Source organism: Vibrio sp. S11_S32 (genome assembly GCF_014694465.1).
GTDB classification, from domain to species: Bacteria; Pseudomonadota; Gammaproteobacteria; order Enterobacterales; family Vibrionaceae; genus Vibrio; species Vibrio algicola.
Map to the genome: position 1 here is coordinate 1 of NZ_JAAUWS010000035.1, position 22559 is coordinate 22559.

Annotated in this window: 22 protein-coding genes, 1 other RNA gene and 1 pseudogene; 10 read left to right on the forward strand and 14 right to left on the reverse strand. The window is 42.0% G+C overall.

The window, feature by feature from the left end; all coding sequences use genetic code 11:
* Positions 1 to 144, forward strand: a pseudogene (locus HC723_RS13030) (IS5/IS1182 family transposase); the annotation flags it as partial.
* Positions 145 to 429: 285 nt separating this feature from the next.
* On the opposite strand, the gene rpoS reads toward HC723_RS13030, so the two are convergent.
* The 11 genes from rpoS to grpE all read right to left on the reverse strand — a co-directional run bounded on the left by rpoS (position 430) and on the right by grpE (position 10989).
* Positions 430 to 1395, reverse strand: coding sequence for an RNA polymerase sigma factor RpoS (rpoS, locus tag HC723_RS13035; protein WP_153447592.1), 966 nt, complete (start codon positions 1393 to 1395; stop codon positions 430 to 432).
* Between the two features lie 53 nt (positions 1396 to 1448).
* Positions 1449 to 2255: a peptidoglycan DD-metalloendopeptidase family protein gene (locus HC723_RS13040; protein ID WP_190339406.1), complete on the reverse strand. Its 807-nt coding sequence runs from the start codon at positions 2253 to 2255 to the stop codon at positions 1449 to 1451.
* Positions 2256 to 2271: 16 nt separating this feature from the next.
* Positions 2272 to 2898, reverse strand: a complete 627-nt coding sequence (locus tag HC723_RS13045) for a protein-L-isoaspartate(D-aspartate) O-methyltransferase (RefSeq protein ID WP_190339394.1) — start codon at positions 2896 to 2898, stop codon at positions 2272 to 2274.
* 61 nt (positions 2899 to 2959) lie between these two features.
* A complete protein-coding gene (gene surE / locus HC723_RS13050; protein ID WP_153447595.1) occupies positions 2960 to 3697 on the reverse strand; it encodes a 5'/3'-nucleotidase SurE in 738 nt (245 codons plus the stop codon).
* Between the two features lie 68 nt (positions 3698 to 3765).
* A complete protein-coding gene (truD, locus tag HC723_RS13055) occupies positions 3766 to 4815 on the reverse strand; it encodes a tRNA pseudouridine(13) synthase TruD (protein ID WP_190339395.1) in 1050 nt (349 codons plus the stop codon).
* 30 nt (positions 4816 to 4845) lie between these two features.
* Positions 4846 to 5331 carry a 2-C-methyl-D-erythritol 2,4-cyclodiphosphate synthase gene (gene ispF, locus HC723_RS13060; RefSeq protein WP_153447597.1) on the reverse strand — a complete coding sequence of 162 codons (486 nt, stop codon included), beginning with the start codon at positions 5329 to 5331 and terminating at the stop codon, positions 4846 to 4848.
* Between the two features lie 9 nt (positions 5332 to 5340).
* Positions 5341 to 6144, reverse strand: a complete 804-nt coding sequence (gene ispD, locus HC723_RS13065; RefSeq protein WP_190339396.1) for a 2-C-methyl-D-erythritol 4-phosphate cytidylyltransferase — start codon at positions 6142 to 6144, stop codon at positions 5341 to 5343.
* A gap of 137 nt (positions 6145 to 6281) precedes the next feature.
* A complete protein-coding gene (ftsB, locus tag HC723_RS13070) occupies positions 6282 to 6593 on the reverse strand; it encodes a cell division protein FtsB (RefSeq protein WP_153447599.1) in 312 nt (103 codons plus the stop codon).
* Positions 6594 to 6784: 191 nt separating this feature from the next.
* The gene (gene dnaJ, locus HC723_RS13075) at positions 6785 to 7921 is read right to left on the reverse strand and encodes a molecular chaperone DnaJ (RefSeq protein WP_190339397.1); all 1137 of its coding nucleotides are present in this window, start codon (positions 7919 to 7921) and stop codon (positions 6785 to 6787) included.
* A 272-nt stretch (positions 7922 to 8193) separates the two neighbouring features.
* On the reverse strand, positions 8194 to 10095 hold the full coding sequence (gene dnaK / locus HC723_RS13080; RefSeq protein WP_153447601.1) for a molecular chaperone DnaK: 1902 nt from the start codon (positions 10093 to 10095) through the stop codon (positions 8194 to 8196).
* Between the two features lie 282 nt (positions 10096 to 10377).
* The gene (grpE, locus tag HC723_RS13085) at positions 10378 to 10989 is read right to left on the reverse strand and encodes a nucleotide exchange factor GrpE (protein ID WP_153447602.1); all 612 of its coding nucleotides are present in this window, start codon (positions 10987 to 10989) and stop codon (positions 10378 to 10380) included.
* Positions 10990 to 11143: 154 nt separating this feature from the next.
* On the opposite strand from grpE, the gene nadK reads away from it, so the two are divergent.
* Entirely contained in the window at positions 11144 to 12028 is an 885-nt protein-coding gene (nadK, locus tag HC723_RS13090; RefSeq protein ID WP_153447603.1) for an NAD(+) kinase, read from the forward strand.
* A gap of 252 nt (positions 12029 to 12280) precedes the next feature.
* Here the strand turns inward: nadK and recN are convergent, their stop codons facing one another.
* Positions 12281 to 13945, reverse strand: coding sequence for a DNA repair protein RecN (recN, locus tag HC723_RS13095; RefSeq protein ID WP_190339398.1), 1665 nt, complete (start codon positions 13943 to 13945; stop codon positions 12281 to 12283).
* Positions 13946 to 14289: 344 nt separating this feature from the next.
* Between recN and bamE the strand changes: the two genes are divergently transcribed.
* Complete coding sequence (gene bamE, locus HC723_RS13100) at positions 14290 to 14655, forward strand: outer membrane protein assembly factor BamE (RefSeq protein WP_153447605.1); 366 nt, start codon at positions 14290 to 14292, stop codon at positions 14653 to 14655.
* A gap of 109 nt (positions 14656 to 14764) precedes the next feature.
* Here the strand turns inward: bamE and HC723_RS13105 are convergent, their stop codons facing one another.
* Positions 14765 to 15079, reverse strand: coding sequence for an RnfH family protein (locus tag HC723_RS13105; RefSeq protein WP_190339399.1), 315 nt, complete (start codon positions 15077 to 15079; stop codon positions 14765 to 14767).
* Positions 15080 to 15151: 72 nt separating this feature from the next.
* On the reverse strand, positions 15152 to 15589 hold the full coding sequence (locus HC723_RS13110) for an SRPBCC family protein (protein ID WP_190339400.1): 438 nt from the start codon (positions 15587 to 15589) through the stop codon (positions 15152 to 15154).
* 114 nt (positions 15590 to 15703) lie between these two features.
* On the opposite strand from HC723_RS13110, the gene smpB reads away from it, so the two are divergent.
* The 7 genes from smpB (at position 15704) to dgt (ending at position 22382) form a co-directional block, all read left to right on the forward strand.
* Positions 15704 to 16183, forward strand: coding sequence for an SsrA-binding protein SmpB (smpB, locus tag HC723_RS13115; RefSeq protein WP_153447608.1), 480 nt, complete (start codon positions 15704 to 15706; stop codon positions 16181 to 16183).
* A gap of 227 nt (positions 16184 to 16410) precedes the next feature.
* Positions 16411 to 16777: a transfer-messenger RNA gene (ssrA, locus tag HC723_RS13120) on the forward strand.
* A gap of 160 nt (positions 16778 to 16937) precedes the next feature.
* Positions 16938 to 18179: an integrase domain-containing protein gene (locus HC723_RS13125; protein ID WP_190339401.1), complete on the forward strand. Its 1242-nt coding sequence runs from the start codon at positions 16938 to 16940 to the stop codon at positions 18177 to 18179.
* A 154-nt stretch (positions 18180 to 18333) separates the two neighbouring features.
* Positions 18334 to 18735: a hypothetical protein gene (locus HC723_RS13130; protein WP_190339402.1), complete on the forward strand. Its 402-nt coding sequence runs from the start codon at positions 18334 to 18336 to the stop codon at positions 18733 to 18735.
* Between the two features lie 414 nt (positions 18736 to 19149).
* The gene (locus HC723_RS13135; protein WP_190339403.1) at positions 19150 to 19755 is read left to right on the forward strand and encodes a class I SAM-dependent methyltransferase; all 606 of its coding nucleotides are present in this window, start codon (positions 19150 to 19152) and stop codon (positions 19753 to 19755) included.
* A gap of 9 nt (positions 19756 to 19764) precedes the next feature.
* The gene (locus tag HC723_RS13140) at positions 19765 to 20844 is read left to right on the forward strand and encodes an HNH endonuclease (protein WP_190339404.1); all 1080 of its coding nucleotides are present in this window, start codon (positions 19765 to 19767) and stop codon (positions 20842 to 20844) included.
* 35 nt (positions 20845 to 20879) lie between these two features.
* Positions 20880 to 22382, forward strand: a complete 1503-nt coding sequence (dgt, locus tag HC723_RS13145; protein WP_190339405.1) for a dGTPase — start codon at positions 20880 to 20882, stop codon at positions 22380 to 22382.
* The last annotated feature ends 177 nt before the right edge of the window (positions 22383 to 22559 follow it).

Genomic DNA, 22559 nt, shown 5'->3' on the forward strand with positions numbered 1-22559 from the left:
GCAATGCATCGAGTGAAAAAGCTATTGGGCGGAACACTCAGCTTAAGAAATTATAATGCCCAAGTTGGGGAAGCTTACGCAATGATCAAAGCTTTAAATAAACTAACAGGGCTAGGTATGCCTAAAATTTACCGAATTGATTGAAATAATACCATTCTAGTGTTGTCACCTCTAAATTTGAATTACGCAACAAAGCCCCTAATAAAGGCTGGTTCTTCTTATTCCGCTTATTTGGCCCAACCAAAGCATACTTCGATCTTAGCTGGAAACCGGATGATCTGATTGAAGTTAAATAGCTTGATAGCCTAAAAATAGAAAAGGGAAGCCACGCTGGCTTCCCTTTTATTTTTCTGTACTGTATTTTTCTATTCTATTCTTAGCTTTTCTTGGCTTAGCTTAGATTGGGTTAATGAGTCATTAGCGTTTCGTTTAATCATTTTCAACGTTAAACAATGACTCCATATTCAAGCCTTGTTTCATTAAGATCTCTCTTAAGCGACGTAAGCCTTCAACTTGGATTTGACGCACACGTTCACGAGTTAGATTAATTTCACGACCAACTTCTTCTAAAGTGGAGGGCTCATAGCCTAAAAGTCCAAAGCGGCGCGCTAATACTTCTTTTTGTTTTGGGTTGAGTTCATCTAACCAATTGATTAATGAATTTCGAATATCATCATCTTGAGTAGACACTTCCGGATCTGAATTATGGATATCAGGGATAATATCTAGCAGGGCTTTTTCACCATCGCCACCAATTGGGGTATCGACAGAGCTGATACGCTCATTCAAGCGCAGCATTTTTGACACATCACCCACTGGCTTATCCAACGTTTCTGCAATTTCTTCTGCGGTTGGTTCATGATCGAGTTTTTGCGCCAGTTCACGCGCAGTACGCAAGTAGATATTCAACTCTTTAACCACATGAATTGGCAACCGAATGGTACGGGTTTGATTCATTAACGCCCGTTCGATGGTTTGTCTGATCCACCAGGTCGCATAAGTCGAGAAGCGAAAACCTCTTTCTGGGTCAAATTTTTCGACCGCGCGGATAAGGCCAAGGTTTCCCTCTTCGATTAAATCGAGTAACGCTAAACCACGGCTATTATAACGACGAGAAATCTTAACCACTAAACGCAGATTACTTTCAATCATACGTTTACGAGCTGCGGCATCACCACGTAAAGCTCGGCGTGCATAAAGCACTTCTTCTTCTGCGGTCAGTAGAGGAGAAAAGCCGATTTCACCTAAGTAAAGTTGAGTGGCATCAAGGTTTTTGGCCGAGACTTCATACTCGCCTTTTTTCTCTTCCTTGCGAGTTTTGGCTTCTACTGCTTTAACATCAAATTTTCTATTATCGATGTCGTTGGTTTTAACTGCTGCATTGCTGATACTCATAAGCGCCTCCCCTGGCGAATTAAGTTAGCAAGACATAACAACTTAATATGTCCTTATGGTAAGTAGTTATTTGGATTAACCGGCTTACCTTTGTATCTAATTTCAAAATGTAACCGAACACTATTGGTACCGGTACTGCCCATTGTTGCAATTTTCTGGCCAGTTTTTACACTTTGTCCTTCTGTTATTAGCAAGCTATCATTGTGAGCATAAGCGCTGAGATAGTCTTCATTATGTTTAATAATAATGAGATTCCCATAGCCTCGAAGTGCGTTACCCGCATATACCACCACCCCTGATGCGGTAGCGGATACATCTTGACCTCGTTGCCCAGCAATATCGAGTCCTTTGTTACCTTGGTCACCTAAAGCAAACTTAGATATTACTCGTCCTCTGGTTGGCCACACCCATTTATCTATTTTTTCATTTGGTTGTGTCGTTGCAGTGACATTTTGATTAACACTTTGTTTACTTGTGTCACCAACATACTCTTCTGATTTCGATTGTTCAACAGCTGTCGATGATTGTTTTTGCACCACTTTAGTCTTAGATGAAGCCTTATTTTGACTCCCCCCTGCGCCTGTTCCATCAAATGATGGTGGAACATAAGCTGTGCGCCATAGGTTTAGCTTCTGACCTGGGTAGATAGTGTAAGGGGCTTTTAGGTGGTTAAAGCGGATGATTTCATTAAAATCTTTGTCTGCCATATAGGCTATGGTAAACACACTGTCGCCTTTTTTCACTTGATAGTAGCTACCCTTAAAGCTGCCGCGTCCGTCTTTTGTACCATTTAGCGCACAACCTGATAATAATGACAATAAAGCCAAAATAGTGGCGCTCCATTTCATCCAGTGCAACATCGAATTTCTGTTCAATTTAGGCTAAGTCCCCAGATATTAAAGGGACAAATCTTACCGCTTCTACCAAAGTAGATAGGCACTCACCTTGTCGCTTTTGTATTTTGATTAAATTTTGCTGTTGGTCACCGATTGGGATGATTAAACGCCCCCCTTCGGCTAATTGGTCAAATAAAGCAGGTGGTAGGTGTGCCGCTGCTGCGGTAACAATAATCGCATCATAAGGACCTTTTGCCGCCCAACCTTGCCAGCCGTCACCATGTTTGGTCGATACATTGTAAACATCCAATTGCTTTAATAAGCGTTTAGCATTCCACTGCAAAGACTTGATCCGCTCCACTGAATAAACGTGATCCACTAATTTGGATAAAATAGCCGTTTGATAACCAGATCCGGTGCCAATTTCTAATACTCGGCTATGCGGTTTAAGTTCCAACAATTGCGTCATTTTTGCCACAATATAGGGCTGAGAGATAGTCTGCCCTGCACCAATAGGAAGCGCATTATTGTCATAAGCTTGATGACGCATCGCTTGAGGCAAAAAATACTCTCTTGGCAGAGTTTGCATCACCTCTAAAACTTGAGGGTTATTGATGCCGTTATCCATTAAAAAATCAGCTAATTGATGGGCTTTAATATTCTTCATTATTGCCTGTGTATTGTCTTTATTAAAATGAAAATCCGTAAGGTAAAAGATAACCGCGTTATTACTTCAACCAATCCTGCATACCCGCAATGGCTTTATGTGCAGTTAAATCAACTCGTAATGGCGTGATTGATACTTCGCCTTTTTCAATCGTATAGAAATCGGTGCCTTCACCGTTATCGGCTTCTTTACCTGGAGGCCCTAACCAATAAACTTCTTGCCCTCTCGGATCGAGTTGCTTGATCATATCTTCGGCGTGATGACGAGCACCCAGTCGAGTTACGCTTGTTCCGGCCAGTTGTTCTAACGCTAGGTCAGGCACATTGACATTGATCAGTTGTTGCCTAGGAATAGGGTGTTTCACATGTTGCAATACCAAATCTTTTGCAATTTGGGCTGCGCTCTCAAAATGGGTATGACCGACCAGTGAAATCGCAATCGCTTGTATACCTAAGAAGTGCCCTTCCATCGCCGCGGCGACAGTGCCGGAATACAGCACATCATCACCAAGATTTGCACCATGATTGATGCCGGAAACCAACAAATCTGGCAATTCGTCTTTCATTAATTCATTTAATGCAAAATGCACACAATCAGTTGGCGTACCTTGTACGCTATAGACATTCGGGCGAATTTGATTGACTCGTAACGGGTTTTCAAGAGTTAATGAATTTGAGGCTCCAGAGCGGTTTCTATCTGGCGCCACTATGATCACTTCAGCAATATCCGACAACGCTTGCGCCAATGTATTGATACCTTGCGCATGCACGCCATCATCATTACTCAGTAATATTTTCATTTATCATCCCTTATTATTATGTTTTATCACTTAGAAAATCCGCCTTCCAATCGCACATTATCTATGCTTTATTCGTAAGTACGTTCAAACGCAATTTCGTTAATCAACTCACGTAGAATTGAGGTGGCAAAGCAGCCTGCCGGTAAACTAAATGATAACGTGACGCTATCGTCATCGTGGGTCCATGTTAGATTTTGTGCAAATAAGGCGACGGGACGACGATCATGACGCATGCGATTGCCACAAATAAGCGCCATTAAATCTTGTTCGGCATCTAAGAATGGTCGCTCTAATGCTTCGGCATCGTCTTGGGTTGGCAAAGCATTATCGCCCGCCAATGGCGCGGTCAATTGTACTGTTTCATTATCCAATTGGGCTTGCAATTCAGACATGTTGTTTTGATCGGCTAATTGATGATTCCCTTGACTATTCATCACAATATCACCATTGAGCAATTGTGAAAAACACTGACTCTCAATTCGATGTGACACCACTTGGTTAAAGATCCAAGAACGGGCAGTAGAAAGGTATAGGCTACGTTTATTTTGATTACGAGTGCGGACATTGTCACGCCCCCAACGACGTGCTTCTTCTAAGTTATTACCTTCTCGACCAAAACGCTGCGCGCCGTAATAGTTAGGCACACCATTCAATTTCACTTTCTCTAAACGCTGGCAAACATCGTTAATGTCGGATACTTGCGCTAAACGGATCACAAACTGATTACCAATCAGATCGCCGGGGCGTAATTTTTTATTATGATAAGCAGTCGCCAGAATTTTGACACTTGGGTGATCGGCTTCAAATTGGGTAATATCAAAACCCTCAGCCTTAGCACCTTGTACGCTCAACCATTGCTCGGTCACTGCATGACGATCTTTTAGTCCCGCCCAACCAACGTTGCTCGATGGCACGCCACAGGCCTTGGCCAGTTCATTCACGACATAACTGGTGTTTTCACCTTGCTTACGAATCCTGACCATTAAGTGATTACCGTGGCCGGAAAAATCAAAACCTAAATCTTCTCGTACTTGGAAGTCACTGGCTTGAGCTTTCACTTTCGCTTGGGCTATCGGGGTGCTCAGTTGATACGCTAATGAGGCTAGAATGTCTGTCATGGTCTTCTTATTTTAAAATGAGGTGATAAATTAGTTAGAATTCACTGATTGAATTAACGCAACCGCTTCGCAAGCAATGCCTTCTTTACGACCGGTGAAACCGAGCTTTTCTGTGGTGGTCGCTTTCACATTGATGTTATCGATACTGGTTTCGAGATCTTGCGCTATCGCCGCCCGCATTGATTCAATATACGGCAGCATTTTTGGTGCTTGAGCGATAATGGTGACATCGGCGTTACCAATTACATAGCCTTTTTCTTTCACCAAGCGGTACACTTCACGCAATAAATCGCGGCTATTCGCGTCTTTCCATTGCTCATCGGTGTCGGGAAAATGTTTACCAATATCGCCAGCAGCAATTGCACCAAGCAACGCATCGGTTAAAGCGTGTAATGCCACATCGCCATCAGAATGCGCGATCAAGCCTTGCTCATAAGGAACCGCGACACCACCAATAATAACTGGCCCTTGACCACCAAATTTATGTACATCAAAACCGTGTCCAATACGAATCATCGAAACCTCTTATTTACTGTTGCTTGATTTAATCTGTTTATGCAAGAAGAATTCCGCTAATGCCAAATCTTCAGGTTGTGTCACTTTGATATTATCCGCACGTCCAGTCACCAATAACGGTGATAGGCCACAAGCCTCGATCGCAGAAGCTTCATCGGTGATCGCAAGGCCTTTGCTTAACCCTGTAGAGAGTGCATTTTTGAGTGACTCTAATGGAAACATTTGCGGCGTTAATGCGTGCCATAGCTGGCTGCGATCGACAGTGTGAGCAATCGTCACTTGCGCCATGCCTTGCTGAGTCGTGGTTAGCTGACTAGTGGCTTGTTGAGTCATAGCTTGTTTCATAGTATCGCGAACTGGTGAAGCTAAGATCCCACCGCATAATGGGGTTGAACTGCCAAGACATGCGTCAATCAACTTAGTGATATCAAGATGAGTAACACAAGGGCGCGCCGCATCGTGCACCAGCGCCCATGCGTATTGCGAGCCGTGATGCTCACTTAAATATTCCAAGCCTGATAATACTGAATCAACACGCTCTTGGCCGCCATTAACCCGAACCACATCACTTCGATTTGATAACGATAACTCAGGGAAATATTCATCCCCCTCACTCACCGCAATGACCACTAAATCAATGTTTGGGTGCGACAATAAGCGCTCAACCGTATGCTCGAGTAATGTTTTACCATGCAATAGTAAATACTGCTTAGGCTGATTGGCTTGCATACGCTTGCCAACCCCTGCCGCCGGAACCACGACTGCAAAAGTCGGTATCGTTTTTTGATGAGCACCAGATGAAGAGTAAGTCATAGTTAAGAGATAACCTAGATGATTAAAAGGTGATAACGGGGACGCATCACAACTTCCCCCTTAAATCTAAATGACAGGATAATAAGCACATTACGCAATACAAAGCATTCGACTGCCGAGTAAAGTATGAAAGAGGATCAGCCCGCATCTGAATTAAAAGTCGAGCCATCATCGGTATCATCACCGGTGATACGGTAAAATGTTTCGCCTTTTTTGATCAAGCCCAATTCGTGCCTGGCACGTTCTTCAATTGCATCAAGCCCTTGACGTAAATCGTCAATCTCAGCAAACATCAAATCGTTACGTTTTTTTAAACTGGTATTTACTTGCTCTTGCACCGCAATATCAGAATGCACGGCGTTATAATCCACTAAGCCATTTTTACCAAAAAACAAATCATACTGAAGCAAACCTAATAAGGCGATTAGCACTAAAGTAAATATGCGCATTACTTACTCACAAAAAATTTCAGATCTGGCGCTAATCATACCTTATTCATCTCATTAAGGCATTAGTACGCTGCGATCCTCACGACAACAAACTATCAGTCAGGCTGAAACAATGCTTAAAATAGCAAAAAGCCTACGCTAAGGTAGGCTTTGCTTTATTCAATCAATAACTCATGTGGTGCTCAAAGAGATTAGCCTTTCAAATCATCAAAGAATTTTTTAACCCCATCAAAGAAGCCTTCTGATTTAGGCTTATGCTTTTGACTGGCTTCACCACCAAATGAATCTTCTAATTCACGCAGTAATTCTTTTTGACGTGAGCTTAATTTAACCGGAGTTTCGACGACTAACTTACAGATCAAATCGCCTACCGCGCCACCTCGAACTGACTTCACGCCTTTACCGCGCATACGGAACATACGTCCGGTTTGCATTTCGGCTGGCACTTTCAATTTAAAGCGACCATTTAAGGTTGGTACTTCCACTTCGCCGCCTAATGCCGCTAAAGTAAAGCTAACGGGCACTTCACAATGTAAGTTACTGCCGTCGCGCTCAAAAATATGGTGCTGACGTAAATGCACTTCAACGTATAAATCACCCGCTGGTGCACCACGTTCTCCCGCTTCGCCTTCTCCGGTTAAACGAATACGGTCGCCAGTATCAACACCGGCTGGGATTTTAACATTAAGCGTTTTGTTCTTTTGCTTGCGACCTTCACCATGACAAGAGTTACAAGGATCTTTAATGATCTTGCCTTTACCATGACAGGTTGGACAGGCTTGTTGCACCGCAAAGAAACCTTGGCGCATTTGTACTTGGCCGTGGCCATGACAAGTGCCACAGGTTTGTGAACTTGAACCGGCTTTTGCACCGCTACCATCACACACATCACATTCTGCTAGGGTCGGGATATTAATTTCTTTTTCACAACCACGAACCGCGTCTTCTAAAGACATTTCCATGTTGTAGCGCAGATCTGAGCCACGTTGCGCGCGTTGACCACCGCCACGACGACCGCCGCCTCCACCGCCAAAGATATCGCCGAACACATCGCCAAACATATCTTCAAAACCACCACCGCCGCCGCCACCGCCCATGCCACCTTGTTCAAAGGCAGCATGACCGTATTGGTCGTACGCTTGTTTTTTCTGTGCATCGGTTAAAATCTCATACGCTTCTTTCACTTCTTTAAACTTTTCAGCTGCATCCGCTTCCTGATTACGGTCAGGGTGGAATTTCATCGCCAGACGTTTGTACGCCTTTTTGATATCACGTTCGGATGCATCGCGGCTGACGCCTAATACTTCATAAAGATCACGTTTTGACATGCTTGATTCACCAATTTTATTCTTTAAAGCCAATGCTGCTAATGACCACTGACCATGTATTAACTTATGTATGTATCTATCTGGATAAAAGCCATTATACCAATCGACACTTTTATCAAGAGAGACAATTTTAGATCCACAGTTTCAATTTTAATACGGTTATTTTTATCGAAAAGTGCGGGCGAGAGAGAAACCTCTAACGCCCGCAGCTTATTCTGATATGAGTGAGCGATGTGGATCGCTCACTTTCAGACTCGACTTAATCCAATGGATTATTTTTTGTCTTCGTCTTTTACTTCTTCAAACTCAGCATCCACTACGTCGTCTTCAGGTTGAGCTTGCTCACCTTCTGCGCCTTGAGTTTGTTGTTGAGCCATTTCCATTAGTTTTTGCGCAGCCGCTGCTAACGCTTGAACTTTTTCATCGATAGCCGCTTTGTCGTCACCAGACTTAACACGCTCTAGCTCGCCAATCGCTTTTTCGATGTTGGTTTTGTCTTCTTCTGGAAGCTTGTCGCCAGCTTCTTCCATTTGCTTACGAGTACCGTGGATCATTTGATCCGCTTGGTTACGCGTCGTCACTAACTCTTCGAATTTTTTATCTTCTTCTTTGTTAGCTTCAGCTTCTTGAACCATTTTTTCGATTTCTTCGTCGCTTAGGCCACCAGAAGCTTGGATAGTGATTTTTTGCTCTTTACCGGTCGCTTTATCTTTAGCCGACACGTTCAAGATACCATCCGCATCCAAGTCGAATGTTACTTCGATTTGAGGCATGCCGCGTGGTGCTGCATTGATGCCTTCTAGGTTAAATTGACCTAGAGATTTGTTGTAAGTCGCTTGCTTACGCTCACCTTGTAATACGTGAATCGTTACCGCGCTTTGGTTGTCTTCTGCCGTTGAGAATACTTGATTCGCTTTAGTAGGAATCGTAGTATTTTTCTCAATCAGTTTTGTCATTACGCCGCCCATCGTTTCGATACCGAAAGATAGAGGAGTAACGTCTAGTAGAAGAACGTCTTTTACGTCACCAGCAAGAACACCACCTTGAACAGCTGCGCCTACGGCAACGGCTTCATCAGGGTTAACGTCTTTACGTGGTTCTTTACCAAAGAATTCAGTTACTTTAGCTTGAACCATTGGCATACGTGTTTGACCACCAACCAAGATAACATCTGTGATATCGCCAACGCTTAGGTCTGCATCTGCTAGAGCAACTTTAAGCGGCTCAAGAGAACGTTGAACTAGGTCTTCAACTAGAGATTCTAGTTTGGCACGTGTCACTTTAACGTTCATGTGCTTAGGACCAGTCGCATCTGCAGTAACGTATGGAAGGTTTACGTCAGTTTGTTGAGCTGAAGAAAGTTCGATCTTCGCTTTTTCTGCTGCTTCTTTCACACGTTGCATTGCAAGAGGATCTTTTGTCAGATCGATGCCTTGCTCGTTTTTGAATTCTGATACTAAGTAGTTAATTAGACGTGTATCGAAATCTTCGCCACCTAGGTGAGTGTCACCATTGGTAGAAAGTACTTCGAAAGTTTTCTCGCCTTCAACTTCATCAATTTCGATGATAGAGATATCAAATGTACCACCACCAAGGTCGTAAACTGCGATAGTGCGGTCGCCGCCTTTTTTATCAAGACCGTAAGCAAGTGCTGCAGCTGTTGGTTCGTTGATAATACGTTTAACTTCTAGACCTGCGATACGGCCAGCATCTTTGGTTGCTTGACGTTGTGCATCGTTGAAGTAAGCAGGAACAGTGATTACTGCTGCAGTTACTTCTTCACCAAGGAAATCCTCAGCCGTCTTTTTCATTTTCTTCAAGATTTCAGCCGATACTTGAGGAGCAGCCATTTGTTGGCCTTTCGCTTCTACCCATGCATCACCGTTATCTGCTTTTACAATTTTGTAAGGCATGATTTCGATATCACGTTGAACTTCTTCGTCTTCAAAACGACGACCGATCAAACGTTTGATAGCAAACAATGTATTTTCTGGGTTAGTGACTGCTTGGCGTTTTGCAGGTTGACCTACTAAGATTTCGCCGTCGGTGTAAGCCACTACCGATGCTGTTGTGCGTTCGCCTTCAGCATTTTCAATTACGCGTGGTTTGTCGCCGTCTAATACCGCAACACATGAGTTAGTTGTACCTAAATCAATACCAATGATTCTACCCATTAGAACATTCTCCAAACAATTCAGTTAATCAGTTATGCTGTACCCAGCTTTTTCATACAAAAGAGATGGGGGCTCAGATTTGGATTTCAACCCTATCTGTAAATTAGTTTGATGCCTTTATTTAAACAAACATCTTGGCATGTATATATTCAAGTCACTTAAAGATGCCCTTTGCAGTGAATATAGATAAGGGCTGCAAAATTCATTTCAAGGGACGAGATAAAAAAATGTCGAGAATTTTACATTCTCGACATTAAAAAGCTTAAATGGATCGGCTTAAAGTTATTTCGCCACCATCACCATCGCAGGACGGATCACACGACCATTTAATTGATAGCCTTTTTGCAAGACGATCATCACGGTATTTGATTCGTGATCTGGGCTTTCTTGCATGCCAATCGCCTGATGCAGTTCAGGGTTAAACGCTTCACCTTCAGGATTAATAACGTCTAGACCAAATTTTGATACGGTATCAACAAATGATTTATGTGTCATTTCAACCCCTTCAAGGATTGCTTTAACCGCTTCATCTTCAGGATTTGCCGCTTGTACTGCGCGCTCTAGGTTGTCGATCACAGGTAGCAGCTCTTCAGCAAATTTGTTCAGGGCATATTTACGCGCTTTATCAATTTCCTGCTCGCTACGACGACGCATGTTTTCAACTTCTGCTTTGGCGCGAAGCACTGAATCTTGTTGTTCTTTAACTTGAACTTGGCTTGCCACTAAGGCCGCTTCTAGTTCTGCCACTAGTGATCCTTCGGTTTCAACGTTATCCCAATCGATATCGCCTTCACCGCCAATCGTTTCCATTTCTTCATTATCAAGCAATTCTTCTGCTTGTACTTCTTCCGCTTTCAACTCTTCTTCGTGTGGCGTATTTTGTTTATCAGTCATGACATCTCCAAGAAATTAATCAGCACTATGCGTTTGAGCAAACTTTAATACCCAAAAACACTCGCATAGTCGTTCCACTTGCCTTTATTATGGGGACGAAGATTTTTGATTCAAGCGCAAAATACGAATCCTTAACGAAAGAGCAGAAGATATTATGCAAAAGCCGTTTAACGTGATCGCCATTATTGGTAAGCCCCGCAACCATAAAGCGGTACAGACACATAAAGAATTGTATTTTTGGTTAGTCGAACAAGGCTATCAAGTTTTAGTTGATGATCGCTTGATCGACATATTAGATGATCTGCCAAAAGAAGGCTTTACCAGCTTATTAAAGATTGGAGAACTGGCCGATTTAGCTATTGTGGTTGGCGGTGATGGCAACATGTTGGGCGCGGCGCGAATTCTCTCTCGCTTTGATATTTCTGTGATTGGCGTAAACCGTGGCAGCTTAGGATTTTTAACCGATCTCAACCCTGAAGATTTTCGTAACTGTTTGTTAAAAGTCTTACAAGGACACTATTTAGTTGAAGACCGTTTCTTGCTTGAATCTGAAGTGCATCGTCACGGACACGTAAAAAGCCATAACTCAGCCTTAAATGAAGTGGTGCTGCATCCTGGCAAAGTGGCACACATGATTGAGTTTGAAGTCTATATTGATGACAGATTTGCTTTTTCTCAACGCGCTGATGGGCTGATTGTTTCAACCCCAACCGGCTCAACCGCTTATTCCTTGTCGGGCGGTGGCCCTATTTTATCGCCAAGTTTAAATGCGATCTCGTTGGTGCCGATGTTCCCCCATACTCTTTCAAGCCGCCCACTCGTGGTGGATGGCGACCGCACAATTAAATTATTAGTCTCGCCAGATAATCGCGGCACCCAAGAAGTGAGTTGTGATGGTCAAATTTCTCTACCTGTATCGCCTGGCGATGAGATCCAAATATTTAAAAGCCCAAGTAGCTTAAAACTGATCCACCCTGAAGATTACAGCTATTATCATGTATTGCGTAAAAAACTCGGTTGGTCGAGCAAGCTATTTTAACTCACGCGTTCAAACTGTTTTAACTCACGGGTTTAAGAGACGAAGACGCCTAGCTCGAAATGCTTGGTGCGAAAATGCTTGGCGCGAAAACTCTAAACAGATAAAAAACAATTGGGCATCTTGTAGCTTGAAAATCACCGGTAGCAAGCAAGATGCCACAATTTATTTTACGCTTTAAATCACCAACTCAATAGCAACTCACCAGCAATTCAATTGTATTTCCTTAGCTAGGTTCTCGACATAAGCTGCCAGCTAAGCCGCCACCAATAATTCTTTGGCGTTAGCTCGGGTTGAATCAGTGATCTGACTACCACCCAGTAAACGCGCCAGTTCATCGACTCTCTGGCTATTATCTAAAAAGTGCATGCGGGTTTCAGTTTTGCCAGCTTTGGCTTGTTTTGATACAAACAGCTGCTGATGCCCTGAACCTGCCACTTGCGGTAAGTGAGTCACACACAGAACTTGGGTTGATTCGCCTAATTGGCGCAACATTTTTCCGACCACACTGGCGGTTGGCCCACTGATCCCAACATCCACTTCATCAAAAATTAAGCTTGGGGTTTGCACTTTTTGCGCCGTGATCACTTGGATTGCCAGCGATATACGTGATAACTCACCACCGGATGCCACTTTAGCGATCGCTTGCAACGGCTGCCCTGGATTGGCGGAGACTAAAAAGTTAATACTGTCGATGCCCAGTGGCGCCGCATGTTTGGCTTCGCTATTAATATCAATGCAGAACTGGGCTTTTTCCATACTTAATTCATGCATGCTTTGAGTGATCAGCTTATTGAGTTCTTTGGCATAACGTTTGCGACTCTTGCTCAATTTTTCCGCCGCTTGCAGAAAGGCTTGATACTTTTCTTCTACTTCATGTTCGAGTTGTTCGAATTTTTCATCGGAACAATCTAACGCTTCGATTTGCGCTTTAATATTTTGATGGTGTTGATACAACTCATCGGCAGACACATTATGTTTGCGCGCGGTACTCATCACTTTACTAAACCGCTGTTCGACTTCAGCAATACGAGCCGGATCAACATCGATACCATCGGCATAAGAGCGTAATTCTAAATGGGTTTCTTCTAATTGAATCATGGCGTCCGATAGCATACTTGGCAGGTGAGCCAATTTAGGATCCAGCGTCACTAACTCTGCCAGTGCATGGCTTACCGAATTAAGCAAAGCTAACGCATTAACATCATCGCCGTCATAAAGCTCATTCAGTGCTTGCTGGCAAGTTAAAGCTATTTCGCCACTACTGGATAACAGCTTATGCTCTTGCTCAAGTTCAGTGAATTCACCTTCATTTAATGCCAGTTCATCGAGCTCTTTTACTTGATATTCAAGCAACTGCTTTTGCGCTAGATTATCTTGGCTATTAGTGCGTAAGGTTTTCAATTGATTTTGCTTTTGACGCCAATCTGAATACCTTTTTTTACTGGTTTCAATTAGGCGTTGATGCCCAGCATATTGATCAAGCAAAATCAGTTGGTATTCTTGCTTCATTAATTGGTGATGCGCATGTTGCCCATGAATATTCACTAAGGTTTGCCCCAGTGATTTCAATTGCGACAATGGCACCGGATTACCGTTAATAAAAGCACGCGAACGCCCTTCTTTGGTGATAATACGGCGAATAATGCACTCACCACCATCCAGCAATTCGTTATCTTCTAACCAGCGAGTTGCGTTGATGTTGTTATCCAACACAAACGAAGCACTGACGTCAGTTTTCTCTTCGCCAGGACGTACCATATTGCTATCGGCTCGCCCACCTAAACAAAGTCCGAGCGCATCAATTGCAATCGATTTACCCGCCCCCGTTTCACCGGTAATGGTTGTCATTCCTTTGAAAAGCTCTAGCTGCAAAGACTTAACAATCGCAAAATTATTAACACTTAAATGAGAGAGCATAAAACCACCTTAAAAAGATCTAAAAAACAACTGTATGTCCAAACAGTATATACTGGCTTTTTATACAGTAAAGTTTTTTATGCAACTTTTTTAACCGATTAGAGCGATGGTTTCAATTTGTTGTCTCAGCTTAAGGTTTGGATTTAGGCTGGTCCGTTTCTGCCTAAAACGCATGATAGGCGTCAATCAACTTTTCATTTTTCGGGCTTTTTATTGTTTTTCTGCAACCAAACTCTAAAAATGTGGTCTTATTTTCATCTTTCGAACAAGAGTGCTTTTACTTATGGGCTGCGCTTGTTTATCATCAGGGCAGTTATTTACCCTCAAACACAAAGAAAGCCACTATGCATTTTAAAAAGTGGATAATGATTATCCCTTTAGTTTCTACCCTTTTACTCTCTGGCTGTAGCGTTCTAGAACGTTTCGTCTATCGTATTGATATCGCCCAAGGTAACTACGTTGAACAACCGGATGTTGATAAACTTCGTATCGGCATGACCAAAGAACAAGTTCGTTTTGTTATGGGTTCACCTATGCTTATTCAAAATGGTTACCCTGATACTTGGTATTACATTTATAACTTTACTCATGGTCACGATGACACAGTACAAAAAGACTTTCAGGTAACGTTCGATGAAATGTCACAAACGCTCACCAAGGCGTCTGGAGATTTCAAGCTTAGCCCTGATTTCAATACGCCTCTTCAATAACAGCGCTGCCATAAGCAGAGGTTGGTTATTTCGATAAAAAAATCCCCACTCGCATTTTTGCGGTGGGGATTTTTATATTGAGTAAAGCGATCAGCCACTCTATGAAGAGTTAATTCGACTTGGTTTTTGCTTGCGCCGCTCGTTTACGACGAATTTCTTTCGGATCGGCAAGTAATGGGCGATAAATCTCAATCCTGTCTTTATCTCGAACGGTGGCATCGAGTTTTATATTGCGACTAAACACACCAACTTTATTCTCATTTAAATCGATCTCGGGATACGCGACCAACACTCCCGATTGCTCGATGATCTCTTGCACCGTCATATCACTTGCAATAGCCAGTTGAAAAACCTGCTGCTCATGCGATAAAGCGTACACCACCTCGACATGGATCAATTCATCATTTGTATTTTGTTCTGTCATATTTTTACTCTTCTTACGTATAACCGATCTTACACCTAACGAATAGTGAGACCTATTTCTTACTCAGGCAAATTATGGTTTGGTATACACTTGCTTGGCCCTTTGGGTAAACGAATTCACCATATTATTAGTCAAATCTTTAAATACTTTACCAAATGCCATCTCGATTAACTTACTGGTAAATTCAAAATCCAATTGAAACTCAATCTTACAAGCAAATTCATCCAGCGGAATAAAATTCCAACGCCCAGTTAAACTCTTAAATGGACCATCCACCAACTGCAATTCAATCACACGGCCAGGGATCATTACATTGGCAGTGGTAAAAGTTTTTTTGATCCCCGCTTTGGCCACATCTACCGAGGCAATTAATGCAGTATCGCTAGATTCTATCAGTTTAGATCCTGAACAACCGGGAAGAAACTCAGGATAACTTTCTACATCATTGACCAAAAAGAACATTTGTTCAGCACTAAACGAAACCAAAGCTGAACGATTAACGTGAGGCATAATACTTCCTAATATGACGCAGTGAGCAGATTTATAAAAATAAACATAAATATTAACAGGAAAGCGCACAAAATGGTTCGCCAAAATTAATGCAATCCGTATAATGTCGGGATTATGGCAAAGAAAAAATCCAAAGTCGGTAGCAATACTATCGCTCTCAACAAGCAAGCCCGACACGAATATTTCATCGATGATGAGATTGAAGTAGGCATGGAGCTGCAAGGTTGGGAAGTTAAATCTTTACGTCAGGGTAAAGCCAATATCGCAGAAAGCTATGTCTTCCTTCGCGATGGCGAAGCATTTCTGAGTGGCGCGTCAATCGTACCATTAAATCAAGCTTCTACCCATATTGTCGCTAACCCAACTCGCGTTCGTAAGCTATTGCTTAATCGTCGTGAATTAGACAACCTATTTGGTCGCGTAAATCGTGAAGGCATGACTCTCATAGCCCTATCGCTTTACTGGTCACAATCTTGGGTCAAAATGAAGATCGGTGTTGCTAAGGGTAAGAAATTACACGATAAGCGCGACGATCAGAAAAACCAAGATTGGCAACGCGATAAAGCTCGCATTATGAAGAGCAGCTTACGCTAGGTTTATGCGTTACCATTAAGTTTATGGATTACCGCTAAGTTTACGCATTACCGCTAAGTGGCGCAATATTAGCCACTTAGTCACCACGCTTTACTAACTTAACCACAAGTCACTAGACTCGAAAACGTTTTATGTTAGTATGCGCGTTAAGTATTAAGAAACACCGCGTGAATAACGCACGTTTGACATTTTGATGAGTAGTTCAAAATACATCAAACAGAAAACTTGGGGCTGATTTAGGATTCGACGGGAATTTTGAAGTCTTAGGTGCATGTCGTGGGGCGGTTTGCCACGTAAAAAGCCGCAAAAAAATAGTCGCAAACGACGAAAACTACGCACTAGCAGCTTAATAACCTGCTGAGAGCCTTTCTGCCCTAGCTTCCGTTTGTAAGACGGGGAACAACAGAGAGTCAAACCCAAACGAACTCGTGTGGCGTCTCCAGCCTGAGAGACAAAGCATTAAAAATAATTCAGGATAGCCATCAGCTAGCGTGTCGGTTCGCAGGTCGGTGGTGAAATTAAAGATCGACTAAACATGTAGTACCAACGATGAATCGTTTTCGGACGCGGGTTCAAATCCCGCCAGCTCCACCAATTCATAGAGAAAGACGTCCTAGGGCGTCTTTTTTTATCCCCAAAGAAAAGTAAATCAATAACTTAGCGTGCACACTAGTCCAATCTCGTTCTGGACAGCTCATTTTTTTAGCAGTACGCTTAGCAGTACCGATTCGATAATGCTAACTTTGGTACTGCTATGGCGAGAACAACGAAACCTCTAACCAATACGGAAATTAAACAAGCGAAGCCAAAAGAGAAGGTTTATGACCTGCGAGATGGTCAAGGGCTTGTCCTCCGTATAAAGCCTAATTCATCAAAACTATGGCTATTTGATTACTATCGACCATACACTAAAAAGCGCACCACCCTTAGCTTTGGTAGCTACCCTGAAGTCTCTCTAGCTGAAGCTCGTGAACTTAGGTTACAATCACGGAAGCTACTATCGGATAATATCGATCCAAAAGAACACCGAGAACAAATCGCTTTAGAGCAACAAGGCCACCGTAGTGCAACACTCGAAGTTGTCGCTAAAGATTGGTTCGAAGTAAAAAGAAAAAAAGTAACACCAAACTATGCAGATGATATTTGGAGCTCTCTTAAGCTTCATATCTTCCCCGCTCTTGGACCATATCCAGTATCAGAGCTACGCCCTCAGCACGCTATAGATACAATGAAGCCTCTAGCCCACAAAGGTAACTTAGAGACCATCAAGCGGCTTTCTCAACGTCTCAATGAGATTATGACCTTTGCATTGAATACAGGGCTGGTGGATGCAAACCGCCTAACCGGTATAAAGGCGGCATTTGAAACACCGAAGAAAAAACACATGCCGACAATAACACCGAAAGAGTTACCTGGTTTAATGCTCGCCATTAATAAAGCCAACATAAAACTCACGACTAGATGTCTTATTGAATGGCAACTTCATACTATGTCGCGCCCAAATGAAGCTGCTGGAGCTAAGTGGGATGAAATTGATTTTGATAATAAATGTTGGGTGATACCTGTCGAGCGTATGAAAATGCGCAAAGAACACGTGATACCGCTCACAGAGCAAACCTTGGGATTATTGGATGTAATGAAACCAATCAGTGGTCATCGTGAGTTTATCTTTCCTTCAGACAGAAACCCAAAGACTCATATCAACCCTCAAACAGCGAATATGGCATTGAAGCGTATGAACTACAAAGGGAAGCTAGTTGCCCATGGACTCAGAGCTTTAGCAAGTACGACGCTCAATGAGCAAGGGTTTGATTCAGATGTTATCGAGGCTGCACTCTCTCATATTGATTCAAATGAAGTGCGTAAAGCGTACAACAGAGCTGACTACTTAGACCGACGTAAAAAGCTCATGGCTTGGTGGAGCAATCACATCTCGAAAGCATCTCAGGGTGACCTTTCAGTTACAGGTACTCGTACACTTCGCGCTATCGGGTAAAAAATAAAAAAAGAGCCAACCTAGTTGGTTAGCTCTAATCTTCATAGCTAGGTTCCTATATTGCAGTCAATTATAGGCTATAGAACCCTCCAAGATCATTAAACCATTACACACACTCAAAGAAGCACAGGATCTTTTGTTAAGAATCAGATCTATGTATATCAAAGCTTACGCAAATGTCCCTTTAAGTTGGGACATTCTAAAAACAGAAAACGACAAACTGATAGACAAGACTTATGGCCGATTACAAAGTCAGTATCAAATCTCTAATCTATTTTTTCCTGCTGAGGATACCAGCATTAAGAAAAAATGTATGGTGACGACATTAGACCTATTGTTCACCACCTCGGCTAACTTCCCTCAACGTCTAAAGCTTTTAACGGATAAGTTTTCGTTGGATAAAGCAAATAGCGAAGATTTCCAAATAGCTTTAAATCAAAAGCAATGGGATATGCTTGTAGAACTAGCGGAAGGTGATGCCAAGCCCAAAATCAACCGCACAATCAACAAGCTACTCAAGGCGGCTTACAAGGATCGTTTTAATAAAAAAACATAGATTGCTTACGGTTACTGAATAACGATTGAAATTGTAGGAATGATAGTAAGTGAAGGCGTACAGAACGTTGAAAGTAATCGTGTTTTACTGTTATCTAAGTTTGCTCAAAATAGAATAACGACTCAAGTTCTCCAACCTATTCATCGAGTAAGTACGACACTAACGCCAAATGCGTGACTTAAATCACATAATATTTAGGTATTCCAAAAAGTACTCCAAGATTAATATTAAAATAAACAATCATTTAAGTATCAAATCATTAAAACTTAAGTTCAACTCCCGCCAGCCCACCAATTCAACAAAAAAGGCTATCTTCGGATAGCCTTTTTTTGTATCTTGAAAATATAAAAGAAATTCTATACGAACAATGCTAATTACCTTGCTATTTCAACGTGATAGATAGGAGTTAATAGAATGACTACTAACCGCAATATTTGTTTTTATCATAACAATGCAACTTCACTTGCATCGCAATATAATGCAACTAGCTTTGAAAAGGTTCATCAGAGTTGGCAAGCTTATTGGCCAGTAGAAAATGATGTAATATTGGATGTTGGTGCAGGTAGTGGTCGGGATGCGCTATGGATGGCTCAGCAAGGCTGCCAAGTGATCGCGGTAGAGCCAGCAGAAAATTTACGCCACGAAGGTGAAAAACTCACTGGTGATAGTGTCACTTGGATTGATGATCGTTTACCTGATTTGAATAATGTCATTACATCAAGGTTATGTTTTGATGTTATTTTACTCAGTGCAATTTGGATGCACCTATCAGTTTCTGAACGAAAAACCACCTTACAAGTCTTATCACGTTTATTATCTCCAAATGGGCGTATTATACTTACTCTCAGGTATGGTGAATTTTTTGACGATCGCCACGCATTTGAAGTTTCTCTTAATGAAATAAGCCAATTGACCAAGGGATCTGTCCTTCATCAAGAATTTAGTAGCAATATTAATGCCGATTCACTTGGGCGAAATGAAGTAATGTGGCAAACCGTTGTTTTAACTCGCTTAAGTTAAGGTTTAAGGATGAATCCACTACAACAGCAACTTAACTTTATTGCCTATATACAACGTTTATTGGTTGAAGGCGATTTCACCGCAACATATAAATTTGCCTTATTGCACGCTATTGCTGATGTCTGCATTGAACAACCTATGATGTATGAAGGCAGTAAGCTATCAATTAAGCTCGAAGTATTGGCTGAAAAACTTATCTCTTTATATTGGTATCATGCGGTACCTTTCTCTTCCACACACACAGGTGAGCATGCCTTACTCAAACAGAACAGCGGATCTCAATCTAAAGTTATCTCTATATTGTACGAATGCCAGCAAAATAATATTCGTAATCTACGAGCATTAAAGCAAAGCCCCTATTGGAAATCTGTCTTTAAAGCCTCAATGGATACGTTAAAATCTGGCCCACTCTGGCGTTTACAAATTCTCGCTAAACAACAAGAATGCTTTTTATATCCCCACATTAAAAATACACAAGAAATCACACTTAACGCTGGGATTGCTTTTTGCTTTCGTCGTTTTTATGATCTTGTGGTTTATCTAGCAAAAAATGCTTGGATCCAAAAAATTCAAACTATCAAACATAACCAAAATTTGATAGGACCGCAAAGTCAGTTACATGATTTTCTATTTGGCTTTGATCGAAATGCATTAACCAAAGCAAAACCTATTTTAGAACAACTACAAAAAGGTCAATGCTTTTACTGCCAAAAACCCTTAAAGAGCAATACTGAAGTGGATCACTTTATTCCATTTTCTCGCTACTCTAATGATCTCGGCCATAATTTTGTCGCCGCTCATCGCTCCTGCAACAACAATAAGCGTGATTTTTTAGCAGCACAAAAACATAGGGCTCGTTGGGAAGAGCAAAATTTAATACTCAACAAAGACATCATCACCCAAGAACTCAGCCCCTATTTCCTCTGTGATGAAAATAAATCTTTATCAGTAAGTAATTGGGCGTATCAAATTGCATCAACGAATGGTGCTAAGCTTTGGTTGAGTAAGGATACCTTTGAGTTCGCGTCAGTAATGCCAAACGAATCGTTAAGTTTAGTCGCAGAGAGCGGTGCTAAATATCAAATTTAATCGATATAGTCGATTCAAAACCATGAGAGTACGTTATGACGATTAATTTTAACCAAAAAGTACGTAACACTAGAGTTTATTCTAAAGGCTCATCGGGGGTGGCTCCGCAAACCAGTTTTGAAAGTGATCGTGGGCGAATTATCAATTCCGCGGCTATTCGTCGGCTGCAACAAAAAACCCAAGTCTTCCCGTTAGAACGTAATGCCGCGGTACGCAGTCGTTTGACTCACTCTCTAGAAGTGCAACAAGTGGGTCGCTTCATTACCCAGTTAATTTTTAAACATCTCTCAAATGACGATCTTAAAAAATATCAGTTAGTCGAATTAGATCGTCAAATTGAATCGATTGTTGAGATGTCGTGCTTAATGCATGATGTGGGTAACCCGCCTTTTGGTCACTTTGGCGAGCAAGCGATCAACGATTGGTTTACGCGTAACATGGCCTCTCTCACGGCAGATGAAAATGGTGACACCCGAGTTGAGTTACCCGCTCCGATCCGCCAAGATCTGATTAATTTTGAAGGTAATGCTCAAGCCATTCGTCTAGTCCATTCGCTTTTAGGCCTCAACCTGACTTACTCTCAAGTGTCTGGAATTTTTAAATACACTCGTCGTGGCGATCAAATCTCACCCAAAAAACAACCTGAAAATAAGTCACTGCAAAATTATCATTACCTAATGAAAAAGGTAGGCTATTACTTAAGTGAGCACCGCTATGTTGAATCGATGAAATCGGTCTTATCGATGGCAGACCACTGTCGTTCTCCATTTTCATACATAATGGAAGCGGCTGATGATATTTCTTACGGTATTGCGGATATCGAAGATGCGGTAGAAAAAGGAATTTTGTCACTCGAACAACTTAAAGATGCGCTTAATTCTGAATTTCGATTATTAGCACAGCGCTATAACTTGCCCGATCCAAGTGTGATGCAAACCATTATCGATAAGGCGTACACCAGTGCGAATAAAAACCAGCACAGCCTCGACAGTTATTTTTTTGTCGCTTTGCGCGTTGAAATAAATACACATTTACCAAAACACGCTTGCGATCAGTTCATCCATAATATTGAAGCGGTATTTCATGGCAGCTTTAATCGCGCGCTAATTGAAGATCAAAGTTTCCAGCATGCCTTGGTTGAAACACTCAAAAATGTGTCTTTAAAATATGCCTTTTGCGATCCCGAAGTTGAAAAGAGTGAGCTACAAGGTTATCGAATTCTGACTGGGTTACTTGAAGCTTATAAGCCGTTACTTTTGCTGGATAAAGAGACCTTTACCAATATTGACGATGCACCACTGTACGAAAGAAGGCTGTATAAAAAGTTGCCTAATAAGCACTTAAGAGCGTATAAAATCGCGATGCAAACTTTAGAACAAGAAAAAGGCAAATCGGTGGAGATCGCCTATTTACCTTACGACTTTAGTGATGAGGTTTGGGAGTTTTACTTCCGCGTTCGCCTGATCCAAGACTACATTAGCGGTATGACAGACCAATACGCCTACGATGAGTTTCGTGCATTGAATGTATTGGATTAATTTGAATACGCCGAAAAGACGCTGATCCGTCCTTGAGCGCTTGAGAAAAGGAGCTATTGTCAATTCTGGTGTATGAGTTCTTTTGCATGCTCTGTTTGATCTGGCATTACTTTTTCACCATCTTTAAACTTAATACCGCTTACAACATCAGCAAGTAATTTAAACCCCTTTAATCGA

Bases quoted from the DNA above. Each gene is read 5' to 3' on its own strand.
- rpoS (WP_153447592.1), bottom strand. From the start codon at position 1,395: ATGAGTATCAGCAATGCAGCAGTTAAAACCAACGACATCGATAATAGA.
- HC723_RS13040 (WP_190339406.1), bottom strand. From the start codon at position 2,255: ATGTTGCACTGGATGAAATGGAGCGCCACTATTTTGGCTTTATTGTCA.
- HC723_RS13045 (WP_190339394.1), bottom strand. From the start codon at position 2,898: ATGAAGAATATTAAAGCCCATCAATTAGCTGATTTTTTAATGGATAAC.
- surE (WP_153447595.1), bottom strand. From the start codon at position 3,697: ATGAAAATATTACTGAGTAATGATGATGGCGTGCATGCGCAAGGTATC.
- truD (WP_190339395.1), bottom strand. From the start codon at position 4,815: ATGACAGACATTCTAGCCTCATTAGCGTATCAACTGAGCACCCCGATA.
- ispF (WP_153447597.1), bottom strand. From the start codon at position 5,331: ATGATTCGTATTGGACACGGTTTTGATGTACATAAATTTGGTGGTCAA.
- ispD (WP_190339396.1), bottom strand. From the start codon at position 6,144: ATGACTTACTCTTCATCTGGTGCTCATCAAAAAACGATACCGACTTTT.
- ftsB (WP_153447599.1), bottom strand. From the start codon at position 6,593: ATGCGCATATTTACTTTAGTGCTAATCGCCTTATTAGGTTTGCTTCAG.
- dnaJ (WP_190339397.1), bottom strand. From the start codon at position 7,921: ATGTCAAAACGTGATCTTTATGAAGTATTAGGCGTCAGCCGCGATGCA.
- dnaK (WP_153447601.1), bottom strand. From the start codon at position 10,095: ATGGGTAGAATCATTGGTATTGATTTAGGTACAACTAACTCATGTGTT.
- grpE (WP_153447602.1), bottom strand. From the start codon at position 10,989: ATGACTGATAAACAAAATACGCCACACGAAGAAGAGTTGAAAGCGGAA.
- nadK (WP_153447603.1), top strand. From the start codon at position 11,144: ATGCAAAAGCCGTTTAACGTGATCGCCATTATTGGTAAGCCCCGCAAC.
- recN (WP_190339398.1), bottom strand. From the start codon at position 13,945: ATGCTCTCTCATTTAAGTGTTAATAATTTTGCGATTGTTAAGTCTTTG.
- bamE (WP_153447605.1), top strand. From the start codon at position 14,290: ATGCATTTTAAAAAGTGGATAATGATTATCCCTTTAGTTTCTACCCTT.
- HC723_RS13105 (WP_190339399.1), bottom strand. From the start codon at position 15,079: ATGACAGAACAAAATACAAATGATGAATTGATCCATGTCGAGGTGGTG.
- HC723_RS13110 (WP_190339400.1), bottom strand. From the start codon at position 15,589: ATGCCTCACGTTAATCGTTCAGCTTTGGTTTCGTTTAGTGCTGAACAA.
- smpB (WP_153447608.1), top strand. From the start codon at position 15,704: ATGGCAAAGAAAAAATCCAAAGTCGGTAGCAATACTATCGCTCTCAAC.
- HC723_RS13125 (WP_190339401.1), top strand. From the start codon at position 16,938: ATGGCGAGAACAACGAAACCTCTAACCAATACGGAAATTAAACAAGCG.
- HC723_RS13130 (WP_190339402.1), top strand. From the start codon at position 18,334: ATGTATATCAAAGCTTACGCAAATGTCCCTTTAAGTTGGGACATTCTA.
- HC723_RS13135 (WP_190339403.1), top strand. From the start codon at position 19,150: ATGACTACTAACCGCAATATTTGTTTTTATCATAACAATGCAACTTCA.
- HC723_RS13140 (WP_190339404.1), top strand. From the start codon at position 19,765: ATGAATCCACTACAACAGCAACTTAACTTTATTGCCTATATACAACGT.
- dgt (WP_190339405.1), top strand. From the start codon at position 20,880: ATGACGATTAATTTTAACCAAAAAGTACGTAACACTAGAGTTTATTCT.